At 68.2% G+C, this 26,973-nt stretch carries 22 protein-coding genes and 1 tRNA gene; 19 read left to right on the top strand and 4 right to left on the bottom strand.

Annotated features, from left to right (window positions below; translation table 11 throughout):
- The coding region (locus DM816_RS05270; RefSeq protein WP_211588553.1) for a hypothetical protein at positions 1-569 on the bottom strand (569 nt) is incomplete at its 3' end.
- Complete coding sequence (shbA, locus tag DM816_RS05275; RefSeq protein ID WP_246001582.1) at positions 569-1,135, bottom strand: RNA polymerase sigma factor ShbA; 567 nt, start codon at positions 1,133-1,135, stop codon at positions 569-571. The genes shbA and DM816_RS05270, both read right to left, overlap by 1 nt.
- A 179-nt stretch (positions 1,136-1,314) precedes the next feature.
- Between shbA and DM816_RS05280 the strand changes: the two genes are divergently transcribed.
- The 11 genes from DM816_RS05280 (at position 1,315) to DM816_RS05330 (ending at position 11,458) form a co-directional block, all read left to right on the top strand.
- A complete protein-coding gene (locus tag DM816_RS05280) occupies positions 1,315-2,247 on the top strand; it encodes an ABC transporter ATP-binding protein (protein WP_117208925.1) in 933 nt (310 codons plus the stop codon).
- Positions 2,248-2,308: 61 nt separating this feature from the next.
- Positions 2,309-3,058, top strand: a complete 750-nt coding sequence (locus tag DM816_RS05285) for an MlaE family ABC transporter permease (protein WP_117208926.1) — start codon at positions 2,309-2,311, stop codon at positions 3,056-3,058.
- A 5-nt stretch (positions 3,059-3,063) separates the two neighbouring features.
- Positions 3,064-3,855, top strand: a complete 792-nt coding sequence (locus DM816_RS05290) for an MlaE family ABC transporter permease (protein WP_117208968.1) — start codon at positions 3,064-3,066, stop codon at positions 3,853-3,855.
- Entirely contained in the window at positions 3,852-5,042 is a 1,191-nt protein-coding gene (locus tag DM816_RS05295; RefSeq protein ID WP_117208927.1) for an MCE family protein, read from the top strand. The genes DM816_RS05290 and DM816_RS05295 overlap by 4 nt, the downstream gene beginning before the upstream one ends.
- Positions 5,039-6,040, top strand: coding sequence for an MCE family protein (locus tag DM816_RS05300; RefSeq protein WP_117208928.1), 1,002 nt, complete (start codon positions 5,039-5,041; stop codon positions 6,038-6,040). The genes DM816_RS05295 and DM816_RS05300 overlap by 4 nt, the downstream gene beginning before the upstream one ends.
- Positions 6,028-6,981 (top strand): MCE family protein, encoded by a 954-nt coding sequence (locus tag DM816_RS05305; RefSeq protein WP_117208929.1) that lies wholly within the window; start codon positions 6,028-6,030, stop codon positions 6,979-6,981. Before DM816_RS05300 ends, DM816_RS05305 begins: the two co-directional genes overlap by 13 nt.
- Positions 6,978-7,991 (top strand): MCE family protein, encoded by a 1,014-nt coding sequence (locus DM816_RS05310; RefSeq protein WP_117208930.1) that lies wholly within the window; start codon positions 6,978-6,980, stop codon positions 7,989-7,991. Before DM816_RS05305 ends, DM816_RS05310 begins: the two co-directional genes overlap by 4 nt.
- 38 nt (positions 7,992-8,029) lie before the next feature.
- Positions 8,030-9,178, top strand: coding sequence for an MCE family protein (locus DM816_RS05315; protein WP_246001584.1), 1,149 nt, complete (start codon positions 8,030-8,032; stop codon positions 9,176-9,178).
- A complete protein-coding gene (locus DM816_RS05320; RefSeq protein ID WP_117208932.1) occupies positions 9,175-10,458 on the top strand; it encodes an MCE family protein in 1,284 nt (427 codons plus the stop codon). Before DM816_RS05315 ends, DM816_RS05320 begins: the two co-directional genes overlap by 4 nt.
- Positions 10,455-10,928, top strand: coding sequence for a hypothetical protein (locus DM816_RS05325; RefSeq protein ID WP_162907136.1), 474 nt, complete (start codon positions 10,455-10,457; stop codon positions 10,926-10,928). Before DM816_RS05320 ends, DM816_RS05325 begins: the two co-directional genes overlap by 4 nt.
- The gene (locus DM816_RS05330; RefSeq protein WP_162907137.1) at positions 10,925-11,458 is read left to right on the top strand and encodes a hypothetical protein; all 534 of its coding nucleotides are present in this window, start codon (positions 10,925-10,927) and stop codon (positions 11,456-11,458) included. Before DM816_RS05325 ends, DM816_RS05330 begins: the two co-directional genes overlap by 4 nt.
- Positions 11,459-11,828: 370 nt before the next feature.
- Here the strand turns inward: DM816_RS05330 and DM816_RS05335 are convergent, their stop codons facing one another.
- Complete coding sequence (locus tag DM816_RS05335) at positions 11,829-13,196, bottom strand: serine hydrolase domain-containing protein (protein WP_117208935.1); 1,368 nt, start codon at positions 13,194-13,196, stop codon at positions 11,829-11,831.
- A 225-nt stretch (positions 13,197-13,421) separates the two neighbouring features.
- On the opposite strand from DM816_RS05335, the gene DM816_RS05340 reads away from it, so the two are divergent.
- The 6 genes from DM816_RS05340 (at position 13,422) to DM816_RS05365 (ending at position 17,475) form a co-directional block, all read left to right on the top strand.
- A tRNA-Pro gene (locus DM816_RS05340) sits at positions 13,422-13,495 on the top strand.
- 374 nt (positions 13,496-13,869) lie between these two features.
- The gene (locus DM816_RS05345; protein ID WP_117208936.1) at positions 13,870-14,493 is read left to right on the top strand and encodes a helix-turn-helix domain-containing protein; all 624 of its coding nucleotides are present in this window, start codon (positions 13,870-13,872) and stop codon (positions 14,491-14,493) included.
- A gap of 70 nt (positions 14,494-14,563) precedes the next feature.
- Positions 14,564-14,983, top strand: coding sequence for a hypothetical protein (locus tag DM816_RS05350; protein WP_117208937.1), 420 nt, complete (start codon positions 14,564-14,566; stop codon positions 14,981-14,983).
- Positions 14,980-15,174 carry a helix-turn-helix transcriptional regulator gene (locus tag DM816_RS05355; RefSeq protein WP_117208938.1) on the top strand — a complete coding sequence of 65 codons (195 nt, stop codon included), beginning with the start codon at positions 14,980-14,982 and terminating at the stop codon, positions 15,172-15,174. The genes DM816_RS05350 and DM816_RS05355 overlap by 4 nt, the downstream gene beginning before the upstream one ends.
- A 123-nt stretch (positions 15,175-15,297) precedes the next feature.
- Complete coding sequence (locus tag DM816_RS05360) at positions 15,298-16,983, top strand: alpha/beta hydrolase (RefSeq protein WP_117208939.1); 1,686 nt, start codon at positions 15,298-15,300, stop codon at positions 16,981-16,983.
- Positions 16,984-17,271: 288 nt separating this feature from the next.
- Complete coding sequence (locus DM816_RS05365; protein WP_117208940.1) at positions 17,272-17,475, top strand: hypothetical protein; 204 nt, start codon at positions 17,272-17,274, stop codon at positions 17,473-17,475.
- On the opposite strand, the gene DM816_RS05370 is transcribed toward DM816_RS05365, so the two are convergent.
- Complete coding sequence (locus DM816_RS05370; protein ID WP_162907138.1) at positions 17,472-18,161, bottom strand: ArsR/SmtB family transcription factor; 690 nt, start codon at positions 18,159-18,161, stop codon at positions 17,472-17,474. The genes DM816_RS05365 and DM816_RS05370 overlap by 4 nt on opposite strands.
- 146 nt (positions 18,162-18,307) lie before the next feature.
- Here DM816_RS05370 and DM816_RS05375 point away from each other — a divergent pair, with 146 nt between their 5' ends.
- Positions 18,308-22,600 (top strand): S8 family serine peptidase, encoded by a 4,293-nt coding sequence (locus tag DM816_RS05375; RefSeq protein ID WP_117208942.1) that lies wholly within the window; start codon positions 18,308-18,310, stop codon positions 22,598-22,600.
- Positions 22,600-26,826, top strand: coding sequence for a S8 family serine peptidase (locus DM816_RS05380; RefSeq protein ID WP_117208943.1), 4,227 nt, complete (start codon positions 22,600-22,602; stop codon positions 26,824-26,826). The genes DM816_RS05375 and DM816_RS05380 overlap by 1 nt, the downstream gene beginning before the upstream one ends.
- Positions 26,827-26,973: the final 147 nt, after the last annotated feature.

The following is a 26,973-nucleotide window of genomic DNA, read 5'->3' on the forward strand; positions in this document are numbered from 1 at the left end:
CTGGGCGCCGGCACGACCGTGCCCAGCCTGACCCGCGCGGTGTTGAGCAGGTCGCGGACCACGGCCAGCTCGGCCTGTAACTGCTGCACCTCGGTCAGCGACTTGACCTTGCCGATGAGCCCCTCGGCCTCGTTGACTTTGCGCTCGGCCAGGTCGAGCCGGTCCTCGGAGATCGCTGTGCGGGCCTCGACCAGGGCCAACTGCGCGGCCGCCACGGACTTGCCCTGTGCGCGCTCCGGAAAGAATCGCTCGGAGATCCCCCAGATCGGGCCGTCGCCCGGCTGGGCCTCCACCACGGCCGCGAAGGCCAGGCCGCTTCCGAGCAGGGCGGCGACGACGCCGGAGATCAGGCCCCAGCGGAACTTGTTGCCGTGCTTGGCTTTGCGGGCCGGCTGGACCTCGGGCGAGGGCGCCGCGGCCGGCCGGACGATGTCATCGCGCCACAACGCGAAGGCCAGCGCCAGCGGTTCGTCGTCTTTGGACGGCCACTCACCCCGGCCGAGCGCGTCGAGCAGCTCGTCGTCGCTGACGAGCGTCGCCGCATCGGGTTCAAAGCGATCCTTGTTCATCACGCCATCTCGTCCACTAGGCTGCCGGCGATGTTCCGGAGGCGATGCAGAGCGCGAGACTGTGCCACGCGCACAGCCGCCGCGGACATGCCCATGACGTTGCCGACCTCCTCGGCGGGCAGGCCGACCGCGACCCGCAGCACGATGATCTCGCGCTGGGTCTCGGGCAGCTCGCTGAGCAGAAAGGTCAGCCGCCGCGACAGGTCGGCCGCGAGCGCGAGCTGCTCGGGGCCGGGGTTGGCGTCGGGGCGATCGGGCACGGTGTCCACGACAGACAGGGGAAAACCCCGCGTGGCGGCGCGGTGGGCATCGGCGACCTTGCGAGCCGCGATGCCGAAGACAAAGGCCGAAAACGGGACGCCCTGGTCGCGGAAGCGAGGAAGCGCGCCAAGTATGGCAACACAGACTTCCTGGGCGACATCGTCGGCCGTGGTGTAGCCGCCGCTCAACGGGCCCAGCCGGGCCCGGCAATAGCGCACGACCTGCGGTCGGATGTGGGCGAGCAGACTTTCGACGGCTTGCGGCGAGCCTTGCACCGCTTGTGCGACAAGGTCAGCATCCGTCACGCCCAACACCTCCTCCCACCAGGCGCTAACACCCTAGCTCCAGCCGCTGATCAAAACCAGCGGAGGACCCGGCAGAGCTTGCCGGCCTCCTCTCGCGAGCCGCCCGGCAACGTGCCTGTAACACTTCCACGCCGAACCCCGATAACACAGGAAACCGAGCCGCCACTTGGAGGATCACGTTGGGAGTCGAGGTCCGCGTCGAAGGGCTGACCAAGTCATTTGGTCGCCAGGCCGTGTGGTCCGACGTGACCCTCACGCTGCCCGCGGGTGAGATCTCGGTGCTGCTCGGCCCGTCCGGTACCGGCAAATCTGTCTTTCTCAAGACACTCGTCGGATTACTCGAACCGGACCGTGGCTCGGTGTGGGTGGGCGACCAGGACCTGCCCCGGCTGCGTGAGCGCGAGCTCTATGAGGTGCGCAAGCTGTTCGGCGTGCTGTTCCAGGACGGCGCGCTGTTCGGTTCGATGAACATCTACGACAACGTGGCCTTCCCGCTACGCGAGCACACCCGCCGGCCCGAGCGTGAGATCCGCCAGATCGTCACCGAAAAGCTCGACATGGTCGGATTGCTGGGCGCGGAGAAGAAGCTGCCCGCAGAGGTGTCCGGCGGCATGCGCAAGCGCGCCGGGCTGGCCCGCGCCCTCGTGCTCAACCCGCAGATCGTGCTGTTCGACGAGCCCGACTCGGGCCTCGACCCGGTGCGCACCGCCTACCTCAACCAGCTGATCATCGATCTCAACCAGCAGACCGACGCGACGTTCCTCATCGTCACGCACGACATCAACACCGCCCGCACGGTGCCCGACAACATCGGCCTGATCTATCACGGACACCTGGCCATGTTCGGCCCGCGCGAGATGCTGCTGTCCAGCGAGGAGCCCGTGGTCCGTCAGTTCCTCAATGCGCAGCGGATCGGCCCGATCGGCATGACCGAGGAGAAGGACGCCGACGAGCTGGCGGCCGAGCGGCGCAGCGGCCAAGAGTTGCCGCCGCTGCCGCCGATCCCGCGGCAGCTGCGCCCGTCCAATGGTCTTCCCCGCAGGGCGGAGCGCACGCCGGGACAGTGGTGCCGGGAAAACGGGGTCATGCCACCGATTGGGTCATTCGTATGAGCCTGCGCCTTGCCCAAGCCAATCAGCAGCCGTGCCTCCCGGAGCGCAGCGGAGGAAGGCCATGAAGACGATCGGTGAGTTCGTCATCTTCTGCCTTGAGGCGCTGCGCGGCCTGTTCAAGCGGCCGTTCCAGGGGCGCGAGTTCATCCAGCAGGCCTGGTTCATCAGCTCGGTGTCGATCCTGCCGGCCGCGCTCGTGTCGATCCCGTTCGGCGCGGTCATCACCCTCCAACTTGGATCGTTGGTCCAACAGCTTGGGGCGCAATCTTTTACCGGCGCGGCGTCGGTGCTTGCCGTTGTCCGCGAGGCCGGGCCGATCGTCACGGCCCTGGTCGTCGCGGGTGCGGGCGGCTCGGCGATCTGCGCCGACCTCGGAGCTCGCAAAATCCGCGAAGAGCTCGACGCGATGGCGGTGCTCGGCATCAACATCGTGCAGCGGTTGGTCGTGCCGCGCGTGCTGGCCGGCATGGTGGTAGCGATGCTGCTCAACGGCGTCGTGAGTGTTGTGGGAGTCAGTGGCGGCTACTTCTTCAACGTCATCATGCAAGGCGGCACGCACGGCGCTTACTTGGCAAGTTTCCAGGCGCTGGGCCAGCTGCCCGATCTCATCTCCGGTGAGATCAAGGCGCTGGTGTTCGGCGCGATCGCGGCGCTCGTGGCGTGCTTCATGGGCATCAACGCCAAGGGCGGGCCCAAGGGCGTGGGCGACGCGGTCAACCAGTCCGTGGTCATCACGTTCATGCTCCTGTTCGCGGTCAACTTCGTGCTCACGGCGATCTACTTCCAGGTCGTCCCGCAGAAGGGGGCGTGAGCGCGATGATCCTGGACGACCTCGGCGCGCAGCTGTCGTTCTACGCGCGCGCGTTCGGCTGGGTGCCCAAGACCGTGACCCGCTATCGGCGCGAGGTCGCCCGGCTGCTTTCGGAGGTGAGCTTCGGGACCGGCGGCCTGGCCGTCATCGGCGGCACCGTCGGGGTCATCGCCTTCATGACCTTCTTTACCGGTACGGAGGTGGGCCTGCAGGGATACCAGGCACTCAACCAGATCGGCAGCCAGGCGTTCACCGGGTTCGTGTCGGCCTACTTCAACACGCGTGAGATCGCGCCGCTCGTGGCCGCGCTGGCCCTTTCGGCGACCGTCGGGTGTGGATTCACCGCGCAGCTGGGCGCCATGCGCATCTCCGAGGAGGTGGACGCGCTCGAAGTGATGGCCGTGCCGTCGGTGCCGTTCCTCGTGACGACGCGCATGATCGCCGGGTTCATCGCGGTCATCCCGCTGTATGTGCTCGGGCTCCTGTCGAGCTACTTCGCGACAAGGTTCATCGCGACCGTCTACTTTGGGCAGTCAGCGGGCACCTACGACTACTACTTCCACGTGTTCCTGCCGCCGGTCGACGTGCTGTGGTCGTTCGGCAAGGTGCTGGTGTTCAGCGTCATCGTGGTACTCATCCACTGCTACTACGGGTACCACGCAAGCGGCGGCCCGGCCGGCGTCGGCGTGGCTGTCGGTCGCGCCGTCCGGGCCGCTATCGTCTCGGTGAACATCGTCGACTTCTTCCTGTCCCTCGCGATCTGGGGCGCCACGACGACGGTGAGGATCGCGGGATGAGCCGGAATCGTTTGCTGGGCGCGGGGTTTGTGCTCCTGCTGGTGGCGCTGCTCTCGCTGTCGGTGCTGACCTACAAGAAGGCGTTCACTCCCGTCGACTGGGTCACCCTGCACGCCGACCACACCGGCATGCAGCTGTCCGAGGGCGCCGACGTGAAGCTGCGCGGCGTGATCGTGGGCGAGGTGCGCTCGATCACCGCAGACGGGCAGCGGGCGACCCTGAAGCTCGCGCTCGACCCGGCGCAGCGCGAACGCATCCCGGCCGACGTGACCGCGCGGCTGCTGCCCAAAACCCTGTTCGGCGAGCGGTTTGTGGCCCTGATCCCGAAGGGCGACGGGCCACCGATCCAGGGCGGCGCGGTCATCGAGCAGGACCGCACGACCGCCGCGATCGAGCTGGAGCGGGTGCTCGACAACGCGCTGCCGCTGCTGCAGTCCATCAAGCCGGACAAGCTCGCGGCCGTGCTCGGCGCGCTGGCCTACGGCCTGGACGGGCGGGGCGAGCGGACCGGGCAGGACCTGGAGCGGCTCAACACCTACCTGACCGAGCTCAACGAGCAGATGCCGGCGATCGCCGACGACGTGCGCAAGCTCGCGGGTGTGCTCGACCTCTACCACGAGGCGGCGCCCGACCTGATCGCGCTGCTGCGCGACGCCACCGTCACGATGACCACGATCAGCCAGCAGCGCAGCCAACTGTCCCAGTTCCTCACGCACACCACGGGTCTGGCCGACCAGACGCACGACTTCCTGGACCGGCACGACGACCGGCTCATCCAGCTCGGCGACGTGAGCCGGCCCGTGCTCGAACTGCTCGCCGCGTACTCGCCCGAATATCCGTGCCTGATGAGCGGCATCGTCAAGCTGCAACCCCGGGCCGAGAAGGTGTACGACTCGGGCGCCATGCACATCACGCTTGAGGTCACGCAGGATCAGCACAAGTATGAGCGCGGGCGCGACGAACCCGTCTACGGCGCGAAAGACGGGCCCAACTGCCGGCACCTGCCCAACCCGCCGGTGCCCGCGCCCGAGGTGCCCATCAACGACGGCTACGACTACGGCGCCGAGCGCAGCATGCTGCGCCCGATCATCGGCGCGGCGACGGGTGTCCCGGCCGATCAGGTGCGCGACTTCGCGACCCTGCTATGGGGACCGTTGCTGCGCGGGACGGTGGTGAACGCCCGATGAAGGCTCCGCTGTGGAAGTTCCTGGCGTTCGCCGCGGTGACCGCCGTCCTGACCGGATTCCTGGCGCAGACTCTGGGGTCGCTGGGGTTCGGCGGGACGGCCTACCGCGCGCAGTTCACCGACGTCGCGGGCGTGCTGGCGGGCGACGATGTGCGCATCGCGGGCGTCAAGGTGGGCCAGGTCAAGGAGGTCCGGCTGGTGGGCACGGTCGCCGAGCTGGAGTTCACGGTCGACGAGGGCATCGAGCTGCGCGTCGGCACGAAGGCGAAGGTGCGCTACCGCAACCTCGTGGGCCAGCGTTACCTCGCGCTGCTGGAGGGTCCCGGGGGCGAGCGGCTGAAGAAGGGCGGGCTGATCCCGCTCTCGCAGACCACACCCGCGCTCGATCTGACCGCGCTGTTCAACGGGTTCCGGCCCCTGTTCGTCGGTCTGACGCCCGAAGACGTCAACCGGTTCGCCTACGAGATAATCCAGGTGCTGCAAGGGGAACGGGGCACCATCGCCGATCTGCTGCGCCGCACCGCCTCGCTGACCACCACCCTGGCCGACCGCGACGCGGCCATCGGGCGCGTGGTGACCAACCTGTCGGCCGTGCTGCAGACACTTGGCGAGCGCGACGCCGAGCTGAGCCAGGCCATCAAAGCGTTGCAGCAGCTGGTTTCCGGGCTGTCGTCGGACCGGGTCGCGATCGGCGAGGCGCTGGCCGGCATCGGTGATCTGGCCCAGGCGACCTCGTCGCTGCTCAGCGAGGCCCGGCCCAGCCTGGCCGCCGATATCAGCCTGCTCAACACGCTCGCGGGCACGCTCAACCGCAACGCGGAGGTGATCGACGGCACGCTCGATCGGGTCCCCGGGCGGCTGGAGGCCCTACGCGGTACAGCATCGACAGGATCTTGGTTCAACTTCTTCCTCTGCGACTTCGACGGCAGGGTGACCGCCGGAAACAGGTCGGTCGGCGTGCCGACGTTCTCCTCGGGGGCGGCGCGATGCAACGGTTGAGGCAAAATCCGGTATGGGTGGGCGTTGCCGGGCTCGTGGTGCTGGCGGCGGTGCTGCTGACGTCGTTCAACCTGGAGTCCATTCTGAACGGCGGCGATCGCTACGCGGCGGCGTTCCGCGACGCGAGCGGGCTCACGCCGGGCAACGAGGTCCGCATCGCGGGGGTGAAGGTCGGCAAGGTGACCGCGGTGCGGCTCGACGGGGCGCGGGTGCGGGTCGAGTTCCGGACGACGGAGACGCTCGGCGATCAGACGTCGGCGACGATTCGCATCAAGACGGTGTTGGGGCAGAAGTACCTATCCCTCGAACCGGCCGGGACCGGCGAGCTCAGGGACATGATTCCGCTGGAGCGCACGGCTTCGCCGTTCGACGTGCTGCAGGCGGTGCAGGGGCTGGCCGACACGGCGCAGCGCATCGACACCGACCAGCTGGCCAAGGCGTTCGAGGTGCTGTCGGAGGCGTTCGCCGACACGCCCGCGAGCGTGCAGGCGTCGCTCAACGGGCTGTCGCGCCTGTCGCAGACCATTTCGAGTCGCGACGAGCAGTTGCGCGAGCTGCTGGCCCGAGCCAACCAGGTGACCGGGGTGCTGGCCGCACGGGACGAGGAGTTCCGCAGGCTGATCACCGACGGCAACCTGCTGCTGGCCGAGGTGACCAGGCGGCGCGACGCCATTCACCGCCTGCTCGTGGCGACCGCCGAGCTGTCCGATCAGCTGGTGGGGCTGGTGCAGGACAACCGCGCCCAGATCCAGCCGGCGCTTGCGCAGCTGCGCGAAGTCGTGGCGCTGTTGCAGCGCAACAAGGATCAGATCGCCCAGACGGTGTCCAACCTGGCCGGGTTCCTCAAGGCGTTCGCCAACGTGGTGGGCAACGGGCGCTGGTTCGACTCCTATGTGGACGGCATGATACAGGCCTACACGCCCTCGGGAGGCCGCCGATGAAACGCCTTCTGGTGCTGGTGTTGGTGTTCGCGCTGCTGCCCGGTGTGCCGGCGCAGGCGGCGGGGCAGACGCTGACCGCCGACTTCTCGGCGGCGGTCGGGATATACGTGGGTTCGGATGTGCGCGTGCTGGGTGTGAAGGTGGGCACGGTGACCGACGTCGTGCCCATGGGCAAGGTCGTGCGGATTCACATGACCTACAACGAGATCCTGCCCAAGGACGTGACCGCGGTCATCGTGCCGCCGAGCGTCGTGAGCGACCGCTACGTGCAGCTCGCACCGCCCTATGTGGACGGTCCGATGCTGCCGCCGGGCGCGCACATCACCAAGACGGCGGCGCCGATCGAGCTCGACGACATCTACCGCGCGCTGGACAAGCTCAACCGGGACCTCGGGCCCGAGGGCGCCAACAAAGACGGCGCTCTGTCCCGGCTGATCGAGACCGGGCGGGCCAATCTGGAGGGCAACGGCGAGAGTCTCAATCGGACGATCGACGGGCTGTCCAAGGCGCTCACCACGCTGTCGGACGGGCGGCAGGATCTGTTCGGCACGGTCGCCAACCTGCAGGAGTTCACCACCATGCTGGCGCGCAACGACCAGCAGGTGCGCGAGTTCAACAAGCAGCTGGCGTCGGTGGCACGCCAGCTGGCCGCCGACTCCGATGAGCTCGCGCTGGCGCTCAAGAAGCTGTCGGCGGCGCTCGCGGAGCTGGCGACGTTCGTGCGCGACAACCGGGCCGCGCTGGCGTCCAATGTGGAGGCTCTGGTCGATGTCACCAATGTGCTTGTGCGCCAGCAGCAGGCGATGATCGACGTGCTCGACATCGCGCCGCTGGCACTGTCCAATCTGGCCCTGTCGTACAACCCGCTCACGGGCACGACGGACACCCGGGACAACCTCACCGGGCCGCACCACACCGCGGCCTTCCTGTGCAGCCTCATGGTCAATGTGCTGCCGACGCCCGAGATACCGCAGCAGTGTTTCGACCTGGCGAAGGTGATCCAGCCATGAACATGAGGTTTTTGACGGGACGTGGATCACTTGGCGGAGTGATCCACGTCCCCCTTGCTCTTTTGCTGGTACTGGGCGGGTGCACGGCCGGCACGCCCGGCTTCACGGTCACCGCCGAGTTCGACGACGTGCTGGACCTGGTGCCGCGCGCGGCCGTGAAGGTCAACGACGTGACCGTCGGCAGCGTCGAGGAGATCTCGCTGCGCGGGTGGACCGCGGTCGTGAAGCTGCGCGTCGACCCTTCGGTGAAGCTGCCCGACAACGCCACCGCCGCCATTAGACAGTCCAGTTTGCTCGGTGAGAAGTTCGTCGCGTTGGCCGCGCCCGAGCAGACCCCGGCGGGCGAGCTGTCCGACGGGGATCTGATTCCGCTGGAGCGGACGAAGCGTGCGGCTGAGGTGGAGGAGGTGCTCGCCGCGCTCGGCATGGTGCTCAACGGGAGCGGCCTGGCCAACCTCAAGACGATCAACCACGAGGTGGCGCAGGCGCTGGAGGGCCGCGAGGGCGAGGCCAAGGAGGCGCTGCGCAACCTGGACAAGTTCATCGCCGGGCTGGACGACCAGAAGGACGACATCGTCAAGGCGATCGACGCGCTGGACCGCCTCACGACCACGCTGGCGCAGCAGCGGCAGACGATCGGTGAGGCCGTGGAGGCGCTCGACCCCGGGCTGAGCGTGCTGGCCGAGCAGCGGGCGCAGCTCACGTCGGCGTTGACGGCGCTCGATCGGCTCAGCGTGGTCGGTACCAACGTCATAGAAAAGAGCCGGGAGGACACGCTGGCCAGCCTGAAGGCGTTGCAGCCGCTGCTGGACCAGCTCGTCAAGGCCGGCGACGATCTGCCCAAGTCGTTCGACTTCATGCTGACGTACCCGTTCCCGCCGAACGTGCAGAAGGCGATCCGGGGCAATCAGGTGAACCTGCACGCGACGCTGGACCTGGATTCGGTGGCGTTCCTGACGCAGTCGTTGATCGCGCCGCCGGACACGCCACTGTTGCCGGGGCTGCCCGGTCTGCCAAACCTTCCGCTGCCGTCGTTGCCGATTCCGTTGCCCTCCTTGCCGTTGCCGTCGCTGCCGCCGTTGCTGCCGGGGCCGAGCGGGTCGCCGCTGCTGCCGTTGCCGTCGCTGCCGTTGCACGGCGGCGGCCGCGGCGGGTTGTACGACATTCTGAGCGGGGGCCTGCGATGACGATTCGGTTGAAGCTGCTGGTGTTCGCCGTTGTGAGCCTGCTCGGGATCGGCTATGTCAGCTGGACCCATCTCGGGCTGGGCGACCGGGTCTTCGGCGGGGCGTATGTGGTGCACGCCGATTTCGCCGAGGCGGGCGGCATCTTCACGAACGCGTCGGTGTCCTATCGCGGAGTGCCGATCGGCAAGGTCGCCGCGGTGCGGTTGCACGGCTCGGGGGTTCGGGTCGACCTGCAGATTGACGGCGCTCAAAAGATTCCGGTGGAGACGGCGGCGGTCGTGGCGCTGCGGTCGGCGGTGGGGGAGCAATATGTCGACTTGCGACCGTCCACTGCGGACGGACCGTTCCTGAAGGCGGGCGATGTCATCCCTGTGGAGCGGACGTCGACGCCCCTGCCGGTCGAGACCCTCCTGTCCAACCTGAACGCGTTGGTTGAGTCGGTCGATCCGAAGTCGCTGGGGATCTTCCTTGACGAATTGGGTACCGGGTTTGAGGGCAACGAAACCGCGTTGAGACAGCTGCTCGACGCCAACAATCTGTTGCTTGAGGATGCGGTGCGCTACCTGCCCGAGACCAAGGCGCTGATCCAAGATGGACAGACGGTGCTCAAGACGCAACTGGAGTCCGCGCAGGCGATCAAGGCGTGGGCGCAGGGGCTGGCCCAGTTGGCCGCGCGGCTGCGCGAATCCGATGGCGATCTGCGCACGTTGCTGGCCAACGGGCCGCCGGCGGCGACCGAGCTGCGCGGGCTGCTCAGCGACCTCGACCCGACCGTCGGCATGCTGCTGGGCAACCTCATCTCGGTCAACGGCGTCGCGGCGCGCCGGGTCAACGGGATCGAGATGATCCTCGTGACCTATCCGTTGGTCGTGTCCGGTGGGTTCACCGTCATGCCCGGCGATGGCACCGCCCACCTGGGACTTGTCGTCAACGCCAACGATCCGCCGCCGTGCCAGTACCAGCAGTCCGGCCAGAACACCCGCTGCACCCAGGCCGAACAGGCACAGGGGTCCTCGGTGCGCGGCACGAACAATATCCCGCGGCCGGGTGGCCCCGAACCATCGCCCGCGCCGCTCCCGCCGAGAGCCCAGGTGAGTCCTTCACTCCCTCCAGGGCCTGAGCTCTCGGCGGGGCCCACGATCGCGGGCTACGACCCCGTGACCGGGTTGGTCATCGGGCCTGACGGACGGCCGCTGCTGTTCGGCGGAGACGGCGGGCAGGCGGCGTTCGCCGGGCCGCAATCGTGGAAGCTGTTGCTGTTCTCGGGAGTCGCACCATGAGATATGCGCGTTGGATAACCGCTGTGGTGATGGTGGTCGCGGTCGGCGCGACCGGCTTCGCGGGCTGGAGATGGTATGAGCGCGGCGCGGTCGAGCGTTCGCACGCGGCCGCGCTGGCAGCGGCGCGGCAGTTCACGGTGGATTTCGTGTCGATCAGCGCGGCGACGGTCGACAAGGACATCGAGCGGGTGGTGGGCAACTCGACGGGCGACTTCCACAACGAATACACGCGGGGGCGGGCCCAGGTGCGGGCGGCCGTCGTGGAAAACGAGGTGTCTTCGCAGGGCAATGTGCTGCGTTCGGCGCTGGTGTCCGGCGACAACGACTCGGCCGTGGTGCTGGTGGCCGTCGACGCGAACGTGAAAAACGTCAAGGCACCGGCGGGTCGCCCGTCGCACTACCGCATCAAAGTGGATCTGGTGAAGGAGAACGACCGATGGCTGGTATCGCGGCTCGAATTCGTCGGTTGAGTCCACCGGAGCCCTCTCCCGACGCCGATCCGCAGGCGGCGCGCGAGCCTCGGCGGGTCTCATTTCGTTGGGCGGTTCCGCCGATCGTGGCGGTCGTGTTGCTGGCGTTCGTGGCGTTGTTCGCTTGGACGCAGGAGCGTGAGGCACGCGCCCGGCAGGACGCCTCGCGTGACTCGGTGGCGGCGGCCGAGGCGGCGGCGCGGGCGATTTTCTCCTATGACCACAAGGGTTTCGACGCGGCCGTCAACAACGGGCGGGCGTTCACGACCGGCGAGTTCACGAAGGAGTACGAGCAGACCACGTCGGCGCTCAAGCCGGCCGTCATGTCGGAGCAGGCGGTGGTGCGGGCCGAGGTCTCGGCGGCGGGCGTGGTGACGGCCTCCTCCTCGCAGGTCGAGGTGCTGCTGTACGTGAACCAGTACCGCAAGAACGTCAACATCCAGGGCGAGAAAATGGACCAGAACCGCATCGTCCTGACCATGGTCCGCACCCCGGAGGGCTGGAAGGTCATGCAAGCCTCGGCCATCTGAGGCCGCAGGAGTTTGATCACCATGCGCACCTTGCTCAGCGGCGGGTGGAGGACATGGCGAGTCGTTTGTGGACGGCCTCGAAGGGTTGGGCGGGCGAACGCGGGCTTCCGGAGCGGGTCGTGTCGGCGCCGGACGCGGCAGCGATCGGCGAGTTGCGCCGCACGACGGATCAGGGCGACGAAGAGCCTGACCCGCGATCAGGCGATCCGCGACATTCAAGCGTTGGTGCGCAACGGTTTGGTCAGGCCACGGGGGCAGCGCCAAGACGCGGGTCCACCTCATCGACGGCGTGGCGAAGGAGATGACCCCGGCCGCGCTGACGCGGTGCGGGCGCCGATGCGAGACCCTTGTCGGGAGCCGGCCGAAAGCGTTAGATGGCAGGGAAATCCGATGCCGCGCGCCACCCCTCAGGGTCGACGCCGCCGGGGATGGGTGCGGCCGGATCGTATGCCTCGCGGGTGAAGATGAACGTCCCGACGTCGAAGTGGGTCAGCCGCCCGGAATTGTCGTACCCCGGACGTAGGGTCTCGCCATGGAAGTAGCCGTCCAGCCCGATCCAGGTGCCGTCCACCGCACCCGGCTTAAACCGGGCAAAGTGCGCGCCGCCGCGGCCGACCGTCGACAGGGCCAGGTGCCGGTCCGCTTCCAGGCGAAGCACAAACGCCGTCGGGCCCCAATACCATGGGCCGGTCAGCTCAAGCAGCTTCTGGTCCACCTCGGGCAGTGGCTTCCACGGCTGCGGGATGCGCGGCTCCTGCTCGGCAACGATGGAGACAAGATCGGCGACGAGCGCGCCGATCTGCGGGCCGGAGGTCGTGTTGGTGAGCGCGACCGCGCCCGCGGCGTCGTCCACACTGATCCACAGTGCGCAGAGGAAGCCGGGCATCGAGCCGGTGTGCCCAGCAAGGATCCGGCCGGCCGAGGTGCGCAGCATCTGCATGCCCAGGCCATAGCCGGCATCCCAGGCGGCGGCCGTCGACGCGGCGTGCGGAGTGCGCATCTCGGCGGCGGTGTCGGGGGAGAGCACGTCCGCGGCGCCGCCGGCCAGCAGACGGGCGAAGCGGCACAGGTCGTCGACGGTGGACCACAACTGCCCGGCGGGGGCCATGGTTCCGGTGTCCTGCACGCGTTCGGGCTGCAGCACGTCGGCCCAGGGGTGCACGGCACAGCCAGTGGCGTGCGGGTCCTGCGGGAACAGGCTGGTCCGGGTCATCCCCAGCGGCTCGAGGATCTCGTCGCGCAGTGCCTCGCCCCACGGCCGCCCACGCAGCTTCTCCACCAGCGCGCCGAGCACGGCAAAGCCCGGGTTGGAGTAGTGGAAGCGGCGCCCTGACGGGTGTTTCATCGGCTCGTCGCCGAGCACGTCGGCCAGTGTCGGGCGCAGGTCGCCGGGCGTGCGCTCCCACCACGGGCCGGGCGACTCGGAGGCCAGCCCGGCCGTGTGCGACAGCAGCTGCCCGACCGTCACCGCGCCCAGCCCGGTTCCGGGCAGATGGTCGTCGATCCGGTCCGCCAGATCGAGCCGGCCCTCGTCACGCAGCCGCATCACCAGCACGGCGACGAAGGTCTTCGTCAAAGATCCAATTCGATATTGGGTACCGGGTTCGGCCCCGATCGCATGCGACCACACCTGTTCGCCCTCACGCAGCACGGCGGCCATCAGCGACGGCGTCCGCCCTTCGACCTGTGCGGTGGCCACACGATGGAGCAGCGAACGGCTCGTGGAGGGCAGGAACATCGTGTGATCTTAGCGATGAAACGCTTCGCCTGTCGCGCGCGATAAACACAGCGTCCTGGGCTCCTTCCTCCAGGTGGCCGGCCCCTGGTCCCCACTGAGGGGCCGACCCACCCTCCTAGGACGCTTAGGGGATGTGACGCGTGTGGCGGGAGGTATCCCGCGTGCCGGGGGCGGGGAGGATGCGCTAGGCTGTACCAGCCGCTGCGGGAGCACCTTCAGCGGCGCCGGGATGTGGCGCAGTTTGGTAGCGCACTTGACTGGGGGTCAAGGGGTCGTCGGTTCAAATCCGGCCATCCCGACAGCGAGAGGGTTTCCGCAGGTCAGCGCCTTGCGGAAGCCCTCTTTTCGTGTTCGGTGATCGCGTAGAGGTCGAGCATGCCGCTTCTGGACCTCTTGACTCGGCGAGGTGACCCGAGCAAGCGGCCGGGGTTCGCTACTGCACGACCGGCCATAACGCCGGCAGCGCGCAACGCAGCAGCCCGGCGCTGGTGATATACGCGAATGACCTGATCGCCTTCGCCTGCACGGTTCTGAGAGGGCCGGGGCGCGGCAATGCGCTCCGGCTACCCGACAGATCGAACTTCGCTTCCTATTAGGACGGTTACACGGGGCGAAGCCGCCGCGGCGAATAACACCAAGCGCGGGGCACGGCTCTGTGTCAGGGCATCATCATGTGCAGCACCCGCGGCGGCGGGTCGGCACCTGCTACAGCCGCAAGGACCGCGAGGCCACCTACATGTGCGCCGAGCCCACGGTGCGCTGCCGCACTGTCGTGGCCGACATCGTCGACGACGCGGTCGCGACCCTGCTGCAAACCATGACGCCGCAACAAATCCAGCTCGCGCTCGCCGGCGCGGACGAGGTCGCCGACCGGCAGGTGCGCACTCATCGTGCCGCCGAGCCGACGGTCGAACGCGCCCGGTACAACGCCGACCGGGCCGTACCCCGCCGGAAGCCCTCGCCATCGTGCGCCAATACGGCGCCACCCACAGCAACGAGCAGATCGCCTGCGCACCGGCAAGAACCTGCGCTTCACCCGCGGCATGTCGCCGCCGTGCGGGGCATCTATCAGATCTTCACGCCGCGGACGCTGGCAGTGCAGGACGAGGAGATCGGCGTCAAGCAGGCAGCCCAGCTGCTCGGCATACCGGCTGACGCCATCTACAACTGGCTGCGCCACGGTCAGGTTCCCGCCCTCGGGCTGGCTGGACGCTGGTATATCCCTGGGACGCCGAAACTGAGACTGACGGCGTCCCGTGCCGCCGGTACCGGGGTCGGCTCGGCCATTGTCAAGTGAGCTTGACATCGCGATGAGTGCCTTCTATCGTGTCAAGTGAACTTGACTCTCGCTGCAGGAAGGGCAACTCGTGCAAGCACAAAACGAGATCGGGGACTATCGCGACTCGATCAAGACAACCGTTCGACTCGTACTTTGGACACTGGCCTGGGCGGCGACGCTCGCCCTGGCCAAGTTCGGCCCCCGACTCTTGTGGGATTCACAACAACCGGTGGCGAGCTGGGCCGCGGTGATCGTCAATCTTGTCGTCGGCATCGGATGGATCGTCGCCTTCACGCGCTATCTCCGAGCGCAGGATGAGTTGCAACGGAAGATCCTGCAGGATGCGCTGGCGGTCACCCTCGGAGTGGGCTGGGTCGGCGGATTCTCCTATATTGTCGCGGACACCGCCGGCCTCGTCGCCAACGACGTCAACATCGCAGTCTTCCCCGCGCTCATGGGAGTCGTCTACGCGATCGCCTTCTTCGTCGGCAGGATCAGATACCGGTGAAGAACCGCATCACGGACCTTCGGACCGAACGCGGGTGGACGCAGGCTGAACTAGCTCAGCGTATCGGCGTGTCAAGGCAGACGATCAACGCGATCGAAACAGGGAAGTTCGACCCGAGCCTTCCAACCGCCTTCCGCCTCGCCAAGCTGTTCGACCTGAAGATCGAAGAGATCTTTATCGACGATCATTGACGCGTCTCGGTCCAGCCTGCACGAGCCGACCCCGCACGCCGCATACACCTTCACCACCAGGTTCAGGCTGTCCCACAACGGCGCTATGACCATCACAGCCATTGATGAATTGGAGCTACCCCCATGCCCGACGACCGAAGCCCGACCCCCCGGCCACGGACACGGCGGTCACTCGCGCTCGTCGCAGTGGCCGTGCTCGCGGCCACGCTGACCCCAGCGACACCGGCAGCCGCCACGGCCACACCGGCCGGGCTGGTATGGGGCGCCTGCCCGCCACCGGCCGAAGGTTCCGGGCGCGACACCCGCCAGCAGTGCACCACACTGCGCCTGCCGCTGGACTATCGCCATCCGCACGGCCGCCAGATCGACCTCACGATTTCACGGATCGCCACCGCAGAGCCGAGCCTGCGACGCGGCATCCTGGTGTCCAACCCGGGCGGACCCGGCGAATCCGGCCTCGACATGCCCAGCTTCCTCGCCGCCGCGTTGCCGGCCGAGGTGCTGACCCGCTACGACCTGATCGGGTTCGACCCGCGCGGCGTCGGGACGAGCACTCCGATCACGTGCGGCATCACCGAGCCGGCCGCAGCGGCCGACCTCATCCTGCCCTACCCTGCACCGGACGGCTCGATCGCCCGCAACATCGAGTTCGCTCGCACCACCGCACGCGACTGCGCAGCGCACTCCGGCGCGTTGCTGCCCCACATCACCACCGCCAACACCGCGCGCGACATGGACCGCATCCGGGCCGCGCTCGGCGAACCGACGCTGTCCTACCTCGGGTACTCCTACGGCACGTACCTTGGCGCGGTCTACATCTCGCTGTTCCCGGACCGCGGCGACCGCATAGTCCTAGACAGCGCGGTCGACCCGAACCGCATCTGGCACGGTCATATGCGGCAGTTCAGCACGTCCGTGGTCATGCGCTTCCCCGACTTCACCGGCTGGGTCGCCGCTCGCAATGACGAGTACGGGCTGGGCGCGACACCGGCCGCGGTGACCGAGACATACTTCGCGACCGCGGCGGCGCTGGACCGAGAACCCGTCGTGACGCCCGACATCGTGGTCACCGGAAACGTCTACCGCGAGTTGACCCGCGTCCTGCTGGGTAACGACCGCAACTTTCCGCTGCTCGCCGGGTTCTGGCAGGCATTCGCCCAGGAGACGCCACCGGCCGCCCTGTCCGCACTGCGGCGCGCGGCGCCCGCGACCCAGCTCCCCGCCGACAACGGCATCGCCGTTCTTTACGCGATCGTCTGCGGTGACGTGGCGTGGCCGCGCGATGTCGACCGGTACGCCAGCGACGTGGCCGTCGACCGCCGACTGTTCCCGATCACCGCAGGCATGCCGGCCAACGTCTGGCCGTGCGCGTTCTGGCCGTCCCGGCCGCTGGAAGCACCGGTGGCGGTGACCGGCAAGGGGCCGCGCAACGTGCTCATCCTGCAGAACCTGCGTGATCCGACGACCGGCTGGCTGGGCGCGTTCGGGTTGCGCCGGGCGTTGGACCGGCGGGCCACACTGGTCACCCAGAACGCGGGCGGGCACGGCGTGTTCCCCATCCGATCCGGACCGTGCGCCGCGGACATCGCCACCACATTCCTCACCACAGGAACGCTGCCCGACCGCGACCGCTTCTGCCCCGGTCCATCACCCGACGACGTCGGCGGCGCGTCGCTCGCACGACCGACGTGGATGACCTTCGGGCTCGCAAGCGAACTCGATCCGCCCTTCCTCGGCCCGATCTCAACCAGTGTCAACGCGTTGTCCGCTCACTCGAGGATCCCTCACCGGACCGCCTTCGACCGGTGAGCGCCGTCTCGAATGATCAGAAGCTGCACTTTCTCATTTATCCCGTACGCTGACTTTCTCAGTAGCCCGGGGCTATGCGTTACGCACCAAGCGTCCAAGCAGCAGCACCGACCGTCAAAGCGAACGGCTACGCGGCTCGATCGTTGAAGCACATGGGTCCGAGCGGCTTAGCCCCGTCTCGGACCCTCGGCGACACTGGTATCTCGATGACGCGCCAGCGACGGCGACCGACGCCGGCGCGTCATCCATGACCGGCCGTCACTGGACCCGCCGGAAATCCGCACACTCGTGGAGGACCTCGTCGACGCGTGGGAGGCGGCCGGGATCGGTGCCGGCTACACGTATCCCACCGAGAACCCTTGGGCGCGTATCGACTACATCATGCAGTCCTCCGATGTGGTCGCTCACACCGTCGCGGTCCTCACCGACGATCTGGCCGGCCTGGAAGACTTCCTACGCCACGAAGACCAACCCCGGTACCCGAACGCTTAATTCTCAGGCTGCTCTGGGGCGAGGCGGAGCGCGGCGGTGTCTTCCCAGGGGAACATGCGCAGGTCGACGTGTACCAGGCGGGCGTCGGTCGGCGCTTGTGCTGTGCTTCGCCGGTTCGCCAGATACGGCTGGATCAGCTCGGCGATCCGCTCGAACAACGAGCCGAGCTCGTCGGCGTTGACGCGGATCGTTTTCGTGCCGATCATGGCGGCGGCCTGCCATTCAAGCGGCTCATGCGGCAGGCGCTGGATCCACCGGCGCAGCAGGTCATCGGAGCCGTCCGCCATGGCGTGCTGGAGTTGGATCTCGGCCTCCAGCTGTGCCGGGCCACTCGTCTCGACCTCGTCGATCCGGTACCCGCGGATCAGTGACTGCCAGATGCGTTCCCGGCGGTCGCCACGGCCGGGAGCGGGTCCGACGAAGCCGTATCGGGCGAGCTGGCGCAGGTGATAACTGGCCGCGCTCGGCGTGACTCCGGCGATGCGCGCGCACTCGGTCGCGGTCGCCGGGCCGTCGGCCTGCAGCCGGCGCAGCATGGTGAGCCGGCTGGGATGGGCCAGGGTCCGGATCGCATGCGGGTTGGTGATATATGCCCGGTCCTCATCGAGGGGACGGCTCCATGCGGGACGGCCGGGCTGGTCGGGCTGGCCGGGTTGGTCGGGTTGGCTGTTCAACGGATACCTCAACGTTGGGGACGACAACGGCCAAGCGTAGTTAACCATCCCGTCCTTGTCCTTCACAGTTACTGAATTGTTACTTCAGATCTCCTTCACATCTGCCTCGCAGTGGGTCTAGCGTCCTGCTCAACCCGACCTACGGAGGCCACCCCCCGATGCGACAACTCGCCTTGGCCACCACCCTCGCGTGCCTTGCCACCACGCTTGCCGCCGCGACGCCGCAGGCCGCGGCGGCGACCGAGCAGCCGCCCACCGTCTCGGCGACCGTCCGGGACGCCATCGCGACGGACGGCCACACCGACTTTTGGATCTTGTTGGATGAGCAGGCCGATCTCACTGCGGCGGCTCAGGTGGACGGTTGGGCGGATCGTGGCCGTGCCGTCTACGACGCGCTGACCGCCACCGCCGCCCGCACTCAGTCGGCGCTGCGCACCGATCTCACCGCGAAAGGCGTTGAGTTCCAGCCATTTTGGGCCGTCAACGCCATCTTCGTGCGCGGTGGCACCCGGGCGGTCCTCGACGTTGTCGTCGCGCACACCGAAGCGGCGGCTGTCGAACCGCACGGCGCCTATCACCTGCCCGAACCGCAGGAGGCGATCCCCGGTGCGCAAGACGCGATCGGTTGGGGAGTAGGCGATATCCGTGCTCCGGAGGTCTGGGACCGGTACTCGCGCGGCGAAGGTGTGGTGGTGGCGAACATCGACACCGGGGTGGAGGCCAAGCACCCCGCCCTGGCTCAGCAGTACCGCGGCCACGGCGGCAGCCACGACTACAACTGGTACGACCCGACCCGGCTCTGCCCGGCCGGACTTGGCCCGTGTGATGGGCAGGGGCACGGCACCGCGACGATGGGCGTGATGGCCGGTGCCGCCCCGCAGGAGCGGATCGGCGTCGCGCCGGGAGCACAGTGGATCGCCGCCCGGGGGTGCACGGACGTCGCCTGTCCTTTTGACACACTCGCGCTCGCGGGGCAGTGGATGCTCGCGCCGACCGATCAGAGCGGCGGCAACCCCCGGCCGGACCTGCGGCCACACGTTGTCAACGCGTCGTGGGGCTGGGGTGCGATGGGCGGGCATCCCTGGTACCGGGAAATGGTCAAAGCGTGGGTTGCCGCCGGTATCGTGCCCGTCTTCGCCGCCGGCAACGACGGCATCTGTCGTGGTGTCCAGTCCCCGGCCAGCTATCCCGAGTCGATCGCGGTGGGCGCCTATTACCTTGTGAACGGAACGCACACCATCGCCCCGTTCTCCGCGCGTGGAACGTCGTTGTTGGACGGTGGGATCAAGCCCGATGTCGCTGCGCCGGGCGCGTTTGTGCGCACAGCGCACCTGGAAGGGCTCTACGGCACCTTCCACGGCACATCGTTGGCCGCGCCGCACGCCGCCGGAGCCGTCGCACTGCTGCTCTCGGCGGCGCCCTCGCTGATCGGCGACGTGGCGGGAGTCCGGCGACTGCTGGAAAGCAACGCGATTGACACGCCGGAGGCGTCCGACCCCAAGTGTGGCGGCACCTTGCAGCGCAACAACAGCTGGGGTGAGGGCCGGCTCGACGCCTTGTCCATTGTGGAGTCCGCGCCACGCGGCCCGGTCGGAATCGTCACCGGCACAGTGACAGCGGCCGACGGCACACCGCTGGCCGGGGCGGCGGTGACGCTCACCGGCGCCGCCACGTGGACTGCGGCGACCACCGCCGACGGGACCTTCACGCTGCCGAGGGTTCCCGTCGGCGGGTACTCCGCGCGCGTGGAGAAATACGGCTTCCGGGACGCGACCTTCGACCTCACCGTCCAGACCGGACAGACGGTCCGCCTGGACGCGAGCATGGGAGTGGCCAGCCGCTATCGGCTGAGCGGTGTGGTCACGGAGGGCGGCGCGCCACTGTACCCGGCCTGGGTGTCCATTGCGGACAGCGGTCTGCCCCCGGTTGCCGTCGCGCAAGACGGGACTTTTCAGATTGAGGGGGTACCGGAGGGAGCCCGCCAACTGGTCACGGAGGGTGGCGATTGCCTGGACTCCAGCGTGACAGGCGTGCGTGTCGACGGAGATGAGGCAGTCACGATTGCCATGTCCCGCAAGACGGATCGGTTCGGATACACGTGCCGGCTGGTCCCAGCACAGTGGAGCGCCACCACGGCCAAGGTCAGTGAACTCTCCTATCACGCGCTGCCGTTCGAGTTCCGGTTCTACGGCCGGTCCCACACGCGCGGGTTCGCCACCCGGCAGGGATCGCTCAGCTTTCCGGGCGAGTTTAGTGACCTGGTCCGCCGGGCCGGGCCGGTACCGGCGGCAACCGCGCCCAACTCGGCCGTGTATCCGTATTGGGGCGACAACCGGCTCGTGCTGTCGGGCTCCGGAAGCTACTGGACTGGTGCGAGCGGCGAGGTGGGCAACCGCACTTTCACCATCGAGTGGCGCGACCTCGTCGTGGAGCGCAACACCACCGGCAACCGGGTGAGCGTGCAGGTCGTGTTGCGCGAAGACGGCGGATTCCTCTTCCAGTACCAGGGCATCGATCCGCAGTCCACAATGGAGCGCGGTGCGGGGCAGAGCATCGGCATCGAGAACGCCGACGGCACCGATGGGATCGGGTTGTCGTACCGGCAGCCCGTGCTGTCCGACGCGTGGGCGATCGAATTCCGGCACCCGCCGCTGGCGTACCTGAGCGGAACTGTCACCGACGCCAACGACGGCACCCCCATCCCGGGAGCGCGGGTCACCACGGCGTCGGGCAGCACCGTCACCGGCAACGACGGACGTTACGACCTGCAGTTGCGGCCCGGTGACTACAAGGTTTCAATTGCGGCCAACGGGTACCGCGGCGAGACCTTCCCGGCCGCACTCAGCGCCGACCGAGCTCGTGTCACCAAGGATGTGGCGCTGGCGACCGGGCGCGCGCAGGCACCCGGCGAGCGGCTGGAAACCCTGCTCATGCCGGGCGAGACGCAGCAATTCCCGGTACCGCTGAGCAACACCGGGAGCCTGCCGCTCAACTGGTCCGCGGCGGAGTCGTTGGGCAACACCACGACGGTGCCGGGAGTGGTCCACAGTAGATGGAAGCGGGACGGTGTCTTCCCCACCGCGGTCGAGGCGGTCGGGGACCGGCTCTGGGTCTACGACGAAAACTCGCGCCGGCTCAGCGAATTCACCACCGATGGCACGCCCACCGGGCGCTCCCACCCGGCGGTGTGGGTCGAAGGCCGTACCTGGTATCACTCCTTCGGCGCGGATCTGGCCTATGACAGCAAGCACGGCTGGCTGTGCCACAGCCACACCGGCACCGACGGGCGATCCATCGCCTGCATCGATCCGCAAACCGGTGCGGTGCAACGGGAACTGCGCAATCCAGGGGCGGTGTGGGCGAACTGGGAGTTCGAAGGGCTCGCCTACGACCCGGACACCGACACGTTCATCGTCGAGATCGGCAGCTGGGAGACGTTCCAGCGGCATGCCGTGCGGGTCGCGGGCTTCTCGCATCCGATACCGGGTGCGCTGGTCGGGCAGGCATGCCACACCGGTTGGCCGTTCGGTGGCGCCACCCGTGAATCCGGCTTGGCCTACGTGAGCGCCAGCCAGACGCTGATCATCGCGGGGCGCTCCGGCGGCCAGGGCTACGTGGCCGACGAAATCGAGGTCTGGGACCTGGCCGCCTGCCGGCTCATCGGCGAGTTCCAGCACCCGAACCCCGGATACCACAACGGCGGTGTCGGCGTGGCCGGTGACGGGACGCTGTGGGCCGTCGATGTCTCGACCCAGGAGGTGCTGCGGCTGGCCACCGGCTTGCCGAGCTACGCCGAGGTGCCGTGGTTGAGCCTCGACGCGGCCGCCGGCACGCTGGCCCAGGGCGGGAGCCGGGAGCTCACCGTGACAGTGGACACCACCGGGCTTTCGCCGGGCGTCCACGACGCCACCGTCCACTTGCGCACCGACGGTGCCCGCACGCCGCGGCTGGCCGTGCCGGTCCGGGTCGTGGTGCCCGCGTACCGCTTGGCGGTCGATGCCGGTGGCCGGCGTCTGCCGGGCTGGGCGGCCGACCAGAAGTACGATCCGGACTCGGGTTGGGGCTGGCAGAACCAGACCCGGCCGGTGGTCAGTTCGCGGCCCATCGACGGCACCGACAACGATGAGCTGTACCAGACGGCGCGCCTGGGCGACGCGACCTACCAGTTCGACCGGCTGCCCAACGGTGCCTACGAAATCGAACTGCACCTGGCCGAGATCGATCGGGCGCAGCCCGGCCAGCGTCGGTTCGACGTCTTCGCCGGGGAAACCGAGCTGCTCTCCAATGTGGACATCGCGGCGTCCGCCGGTACCCACAAAGCAATCATCGTCCGCGCAGAGGCAACCGTTGTCGATGGCCGGCTTCGGCTTCGCCTGATCGGCGACCCTGGTTCGCTGCCACCCCTGATCGCCGGTATCCGGCTGACCCACCGACCCGATCGGAGCCTGTGATGAAACGCCTCCTGCTCGCCCTGGCACTGATCGTGCCGCTGATACCGCCGGCAGCGGCCGCCCATGCCGAGCCGTCCAAAATAGACAGCGGGATCAGCGCCGACGCCGCGGACGTCTGGGTGACCTTCCACGGCAAAGCGGACCTATCCAAGGCGGCGGCCATATCGGATTGGGCCGAGCGCGGCCGCGCGGTGGTCCAAACGTTGCAAGCCACCGCGGAGCGCTCGCAGCGCGGCGTGCGGCAGAAGCTCGCACAGCAAGGCTTGACGTACCAGAGCTTCTGGGCGACCAATGCCATCCTCGTCCGCTCAGCCGACGTGAGTACCCGCCGTGCGCTGGCGGCACGGGCCGAAGTGGCACGGATCCGGGCGCCGCAGCGCATCCAGATCGAGATGCCCGACACGGCGACCGCGCCGGGCACCCTGGGCCAGCCCGAGTGGGGTGTCGCCGCGGTCAGCGCACCGGAGGTGTGGCAGCAGTATGGCCGCGGCGAAGGGATCGTGGTCGGCAGCATCGACACCGGGGCGCAGTCCGACCATCCCGCCCTTGCCCAGCAATACCGCGGCCGCAACGCCGACGGCTCGGTGAGCCACGACTACAACTGGTTTGACCCGGCGCGGATCTGCTCGGGAAACGGGGCGCTGCCGTGCGACAACTCCGGGCACGGCACCCACACCATCGGCACCATGGTCGGCGACGATGGCGCCGGCAATCAGATAGGGGTGGCACCGGCCGCGAAATGGATTGCCGCCAAGGGCTGCGAGTCGAACGGCTGCACCGAGGGATCGCTGATAGCCGCCGGGCAATGGATGCTGGCACCGACCACAACGGACGGTGCCAATCCGCGGCCGGAGTTGCGCCCGCACGTCATCAACAACTCGTGGGGTTCGCCCAGCACCACCGGCTTCTATCGCGACGTGGTGCAGGCGTGGCTCGCAGCCGGCGTCTTCCCGGTGTTCTCGGCCGGCAACAGCGGGCCGGGTTGCTGGACCCACGGTGAGCCGGGCAGCCTGCCGGAGGCGTACGCGGTTGCCGCATACGACTCGGCGGGGCAGATCGCGTCGTTCTCCAGCCGCGGTCCGTCGACGCAGACCGATGACATCAAGCCCGACATCGCCGCGCCGGGAGTGGCGGTCCGCAGCAGTCTGCCCAACGACTCATATGGGGCAAACAGCGGCACCTCGATGGCCGCGCCGCACGCGGCCGGTGTGGTGGCGCTGCTGCTCTCGCTCGCTCCGCTCCTGGTCGGCGACGCGGCGGAAATCCGGGCGATACTCGATGCGAGCGCGTCCGATGTGGACGACCAGACATGCGGCGGGACGGCTTCCGACAACCACGTCTGGGGCCAGGGCAAGATCGACGCCTTAGCGGCTGCGCTGCGCGCACCCGTGGGACCGCAGGGCACGCTCACCGGCATCGTCACTGACACCCAGGGCAATCCGCTGCCGGGCGCGACGGTCGCCGTCCAGATTGGAAGCCGCTCGCTCACCGCCGCCGCGGATGCCGCCGGGAGATATAATCTTTTGCGGGTACCGGTTGGGGCTCACACCTTCACGGCGCGCGCATTCGGTTATGGCTCGGCAAGCCGGCAAGCCACGATTGTTGTTGACGGCACGGCCCGGCTCGACTTCACGCTCGCCACGGTGCCCCGCTTCCCGGTGACGGGAACGGCGCATGACGACCGGGGCCGGGTGCTGGCCGGAGCCGAGGTCAGGTTGGCCGGCACGCCGCTGGCACCGGCCACAACGGACGCGGACGGCCGGTTCGCCTTCCCGTCGGTACCTGTCGGCGACCACACCGCCGTGGGCCGCGGTGATGCCTGTCTGGCCACGGGCTCGGCGCCGTTCACGGTGGACGGGCCCGAGAGCGTGGCGCTGACCGTGCCGCGGCGCAGTGACGGGTTCGGGTACACCTGCACGGTCGGGAATGGACAGTGGATTCCCGGTGTCGTGCGGACCGGTGTGACCGGTCCGGTCTTCGGTGAGCGCGTTGAGCTGCCGTTCCCGATGCCGTACTACGGCCGGGACTATCACTGGGTCGCCGTGGCGGTGAATGGTTTCGCGTCCTTCGATGGGCTGCTCGGCAGCGTTGATCCGAGCGACTGGTTCCGGTTCCCTTATGCGATACCGAATCCGGGGTTCCCGACCGCGGTGATGCAGGTGTTCTGGGACGACCTCACGGTGGACGGCAGTGCCGGCGTCTACACGGCAACCGTTGGCCAGGCGCCGCACCGCACGTTCGTGATCGAGTGGCGCAATGTGCTCGTCGGCGCTGACGGCGTGGATCGCCGCAGCTCGTTCGAGATGCTGCTGCACGAGGACGGCCGGATCACGTATCAATACGACAGCATTGACACCAGCCGGGAACGCGGGTCAGGTGCCGGTATCGGCATCGAGAACGCCGATGGTACGGATGGGCTGCAATTCACCATCCGCCGGGAATCGTTGCGCAGTGGCATGGCGATCACCTTCGATCCGGGCCGGAATGCTCTGGTGAGCGGCAAAATCACCGACCGCAACGACGGGCAGCCGCTGGCCTCGGCAAGGGTCGAGCTGCGGCGAGGCGAGGCGGTGGTGAGCTCTGCCACCACGGACACCCTCGGTGGATACCTGCTGCACGCGACCCCTGGCCAGTACACCTTGCGGGTCAGCGCGAGCAACTACACCGCGTTCGAGGCGCCGGTGTCGCTTGTGGACAACGCTCGGCTGCCCAAGGACGCCGCACTGGAAACCGGGGTGGCGAGCATTACCGCCGCGCCGATCGAGCCGGTTCTGGCCGCGGGTCAGACCCGGCAACAGGCGGTCCGGATCACCAATACCGGCAGCCGCCCGCTGTCCTGGCAGGCGCTGGAATCCGCCGCCCCGCCCCAGGAGTACCCGGGCCAGGTGCTCGGCAGCTGGCCGGCGTCCGGAGTCGACCAGCCATACGGCATCGGCCTGACCCCAACCTCGGTCTGGGTCTCGGATGCCGCGGTCAACCGCGTGGTCGAATACGACCGGGCCGGCCGCCCGACCGGGCGTGCATGGCAGCTGGACTGGCTCACCCCCTCGACCGAAATCGGCGACATGGCCTTCGACTCCCGCCGGGGCGTCATGTGCCAGACCGTGCGCGGCGGCGACGGGCAAGGCTACGGTGCCGGAATCACCTGCTGGAACCCGGAAACCGGAGCATTCGCCGGGCACACCACCGTGGACATGTTGGACATCCAGCCGCGCGGACTCGCGTACCGGCCGGACGACGACACGTTCTACGTCTCCGACTGGCGGTTGGTGACGTTGGCGCGCATTGCCGGATTCTCACATCCGCAGCCGGGCAAGATGCTCAGCAGCTGTATCCACGATGAGTATCCGGGCGGGTTGGCGTGGAGCCCGGGCACCAAGAGATTGTGGATGGCCAACAACCAGCTGGTCACCGACACGATCGTGGAAGTCGATCCGGTGGATTGCCGGATCAGCCGGCGTCTGCCCAATCCCAACCCGCCCTACAACGGCGGTGGGTTGGACATGTCTGATGACGGTTCACTGTGGACGGTCGGGCGGCGCGACAAGTCCGTGCATCGGGTCGCGACAGGCCAGCCGGCGCCCGCCGAGCTGCCATGGCTGTCGCTCGGCGCCACCTCCGGAACGCTTGCGCCGGGCCAAAGCACGGTGCTCCAAATTGGAGTGTCAGCCGATGGCTTGGCGACTGGACGCAATGCCGGGTCGGTGTTGTTGCGCACCGATGCCGGACGGGTACCGACCCGGCAGGTCGCGGTGAGCCCGACACTGACCGGCTACCGAGTCGCCATCGACGCGGGCGGCAACGGGCACACCGCGACTGTCGATGGTGAGCAGTGGCTGCCCGATCGCCTGTTTACCCCTTCGAGCACGGCTTCGACGCGGGCCGGCATCGCCGGAACCGAGGACGACGGCCTGTTCCAGACGGCACGGACGGGTGCGTTCAAGTATCAGTTCAACAGCTTGCCCGACGGCAGGTATCTGGTCGAGGTGGGATTCGCCGAGATCGAAGGTAAGCGACCCGGCAAGCGCCTGTTCGATGTATACGCGGGCGATGCCCGGATGGCGTACGCGATCGATCTCGCGGGCGAGTTCGGCGCCAACACCGCAGGCTGGCGAACCGCCATCGTCACGGTCAGCGGCGGCACGCTGGTCCTGGATTTCGTACCGCGTGACCGTGCCGGCCAGCCGATAGTGAACGCTTTGCGGATAACGCATCTGCCCGCGTAGCAGGTACCGATAACGGCCGCCGGTTGTCTCCAGGCACAACCGGTGGCCGGTCCATGCGCCCAGCGATGGCCGACCACGCCGTGCGCCAAAACGAAACGGAGCAGACCTGACACCGTATGCAAGCGGCGCTCGGTGAACCACCCGCAG

This window comes from Allorhizocola rhizosphaerae, from assembly GCF_003426775.1.
In the GTDB taxonomy this organism is placed as follows: domain Bacteria; phylum Actinomycetota; class Actinomycetes; order Mycobacteriales; family Micromonosporaceae; genus Allorhizocola; species Allorhizocola rhizosphaerae.

Bases quoted from the DNA above. Each gene is read 5' to 3' on its own strand.
- DM816_RS05285 (WP_117208926.1), top strand. From the start codon at position 2,309: ATGAAGACGATCGGTGAGTTCGTCATCTTCTGCCTTGAGGCGCTGCGC.
- DM816_RS05290 (WP_117208968.1), top strand. From the start codon at position 3,064: ATGATCCTGGACGACCTCGGCGCGCAGCTGTCGTTCTACGCGCGCGCG.
- DM816_RS05295 (WP_117208927.1), top strand. From the start codon at position 3,852: ATGAGCCGGAATCGTTTGCTGGGCGCGGGGTTTGTGCTCCTGCTGGTG.
- DM816_RS05300 (WP_117208928.1), top strand. From the start codon at position 5,039: ATGAAGGCTCCGCTGTGGAAGTTCCTGGCGTTCGCCGCGGTGACCGCC.
- DM816_RS05305 (WP_117208929.1), top strand. From the start codon at position 6,028: ATGCAACGGTTGAGGCAAAATCCGGTATGGGTGGGCGTTGCCGGGCTC.
- DM816_RS05310 (WP_117208930.1), top strand. From the start codon at position 6,978: ATGAAACGCCTTCTGGTGCTGGTGTTGGTGTTCGCGCTGCTGCCCGGT.
- DM816_RS05320 (WP_117208932.1), top strand. From the start codon at position 9,175: ATGACGATTCGGTTGAAGCTGCTGGTGTTCGCCGTTGTGAGCCTGCTC.
- DM816_RS05325 (WP_162907136.1), top strand. From the start codon at position 10,455: ATGAGATATGCGCGTTGGATAACCGCTGTGGTGATGGTGGTCGCGGTC.
- DM816_RS05335 (WP_117208935.1), bottom strand. From the start codon at position 13,196: ATGTTCCTGCCCTCCACGAGCCGTTCGCTGCTCCATCGTGTGGCCACC.
- DM816_RS05360 (WP_117208939.1), top strand. From the start codon at position 15,298: ATGCCCGACGACCGAAGCCCGACCCCCCGGCCACGGACACGGCGGTCA.
- DM816_RS05375 (WP_117208942.1), top strand. From the start codon at position 18,308: ATGCGACAACTCGCCTTGGCCACCACCCTCGCGTGCCTTGCCACCACG.
- DM816_RS05380 (WP_117208943.1), top strand. From the start codon at position 22,600: ATGAAACGCCTCCTGCTCGCCCTGGCACTGATCGTGCCGCTGATACCG.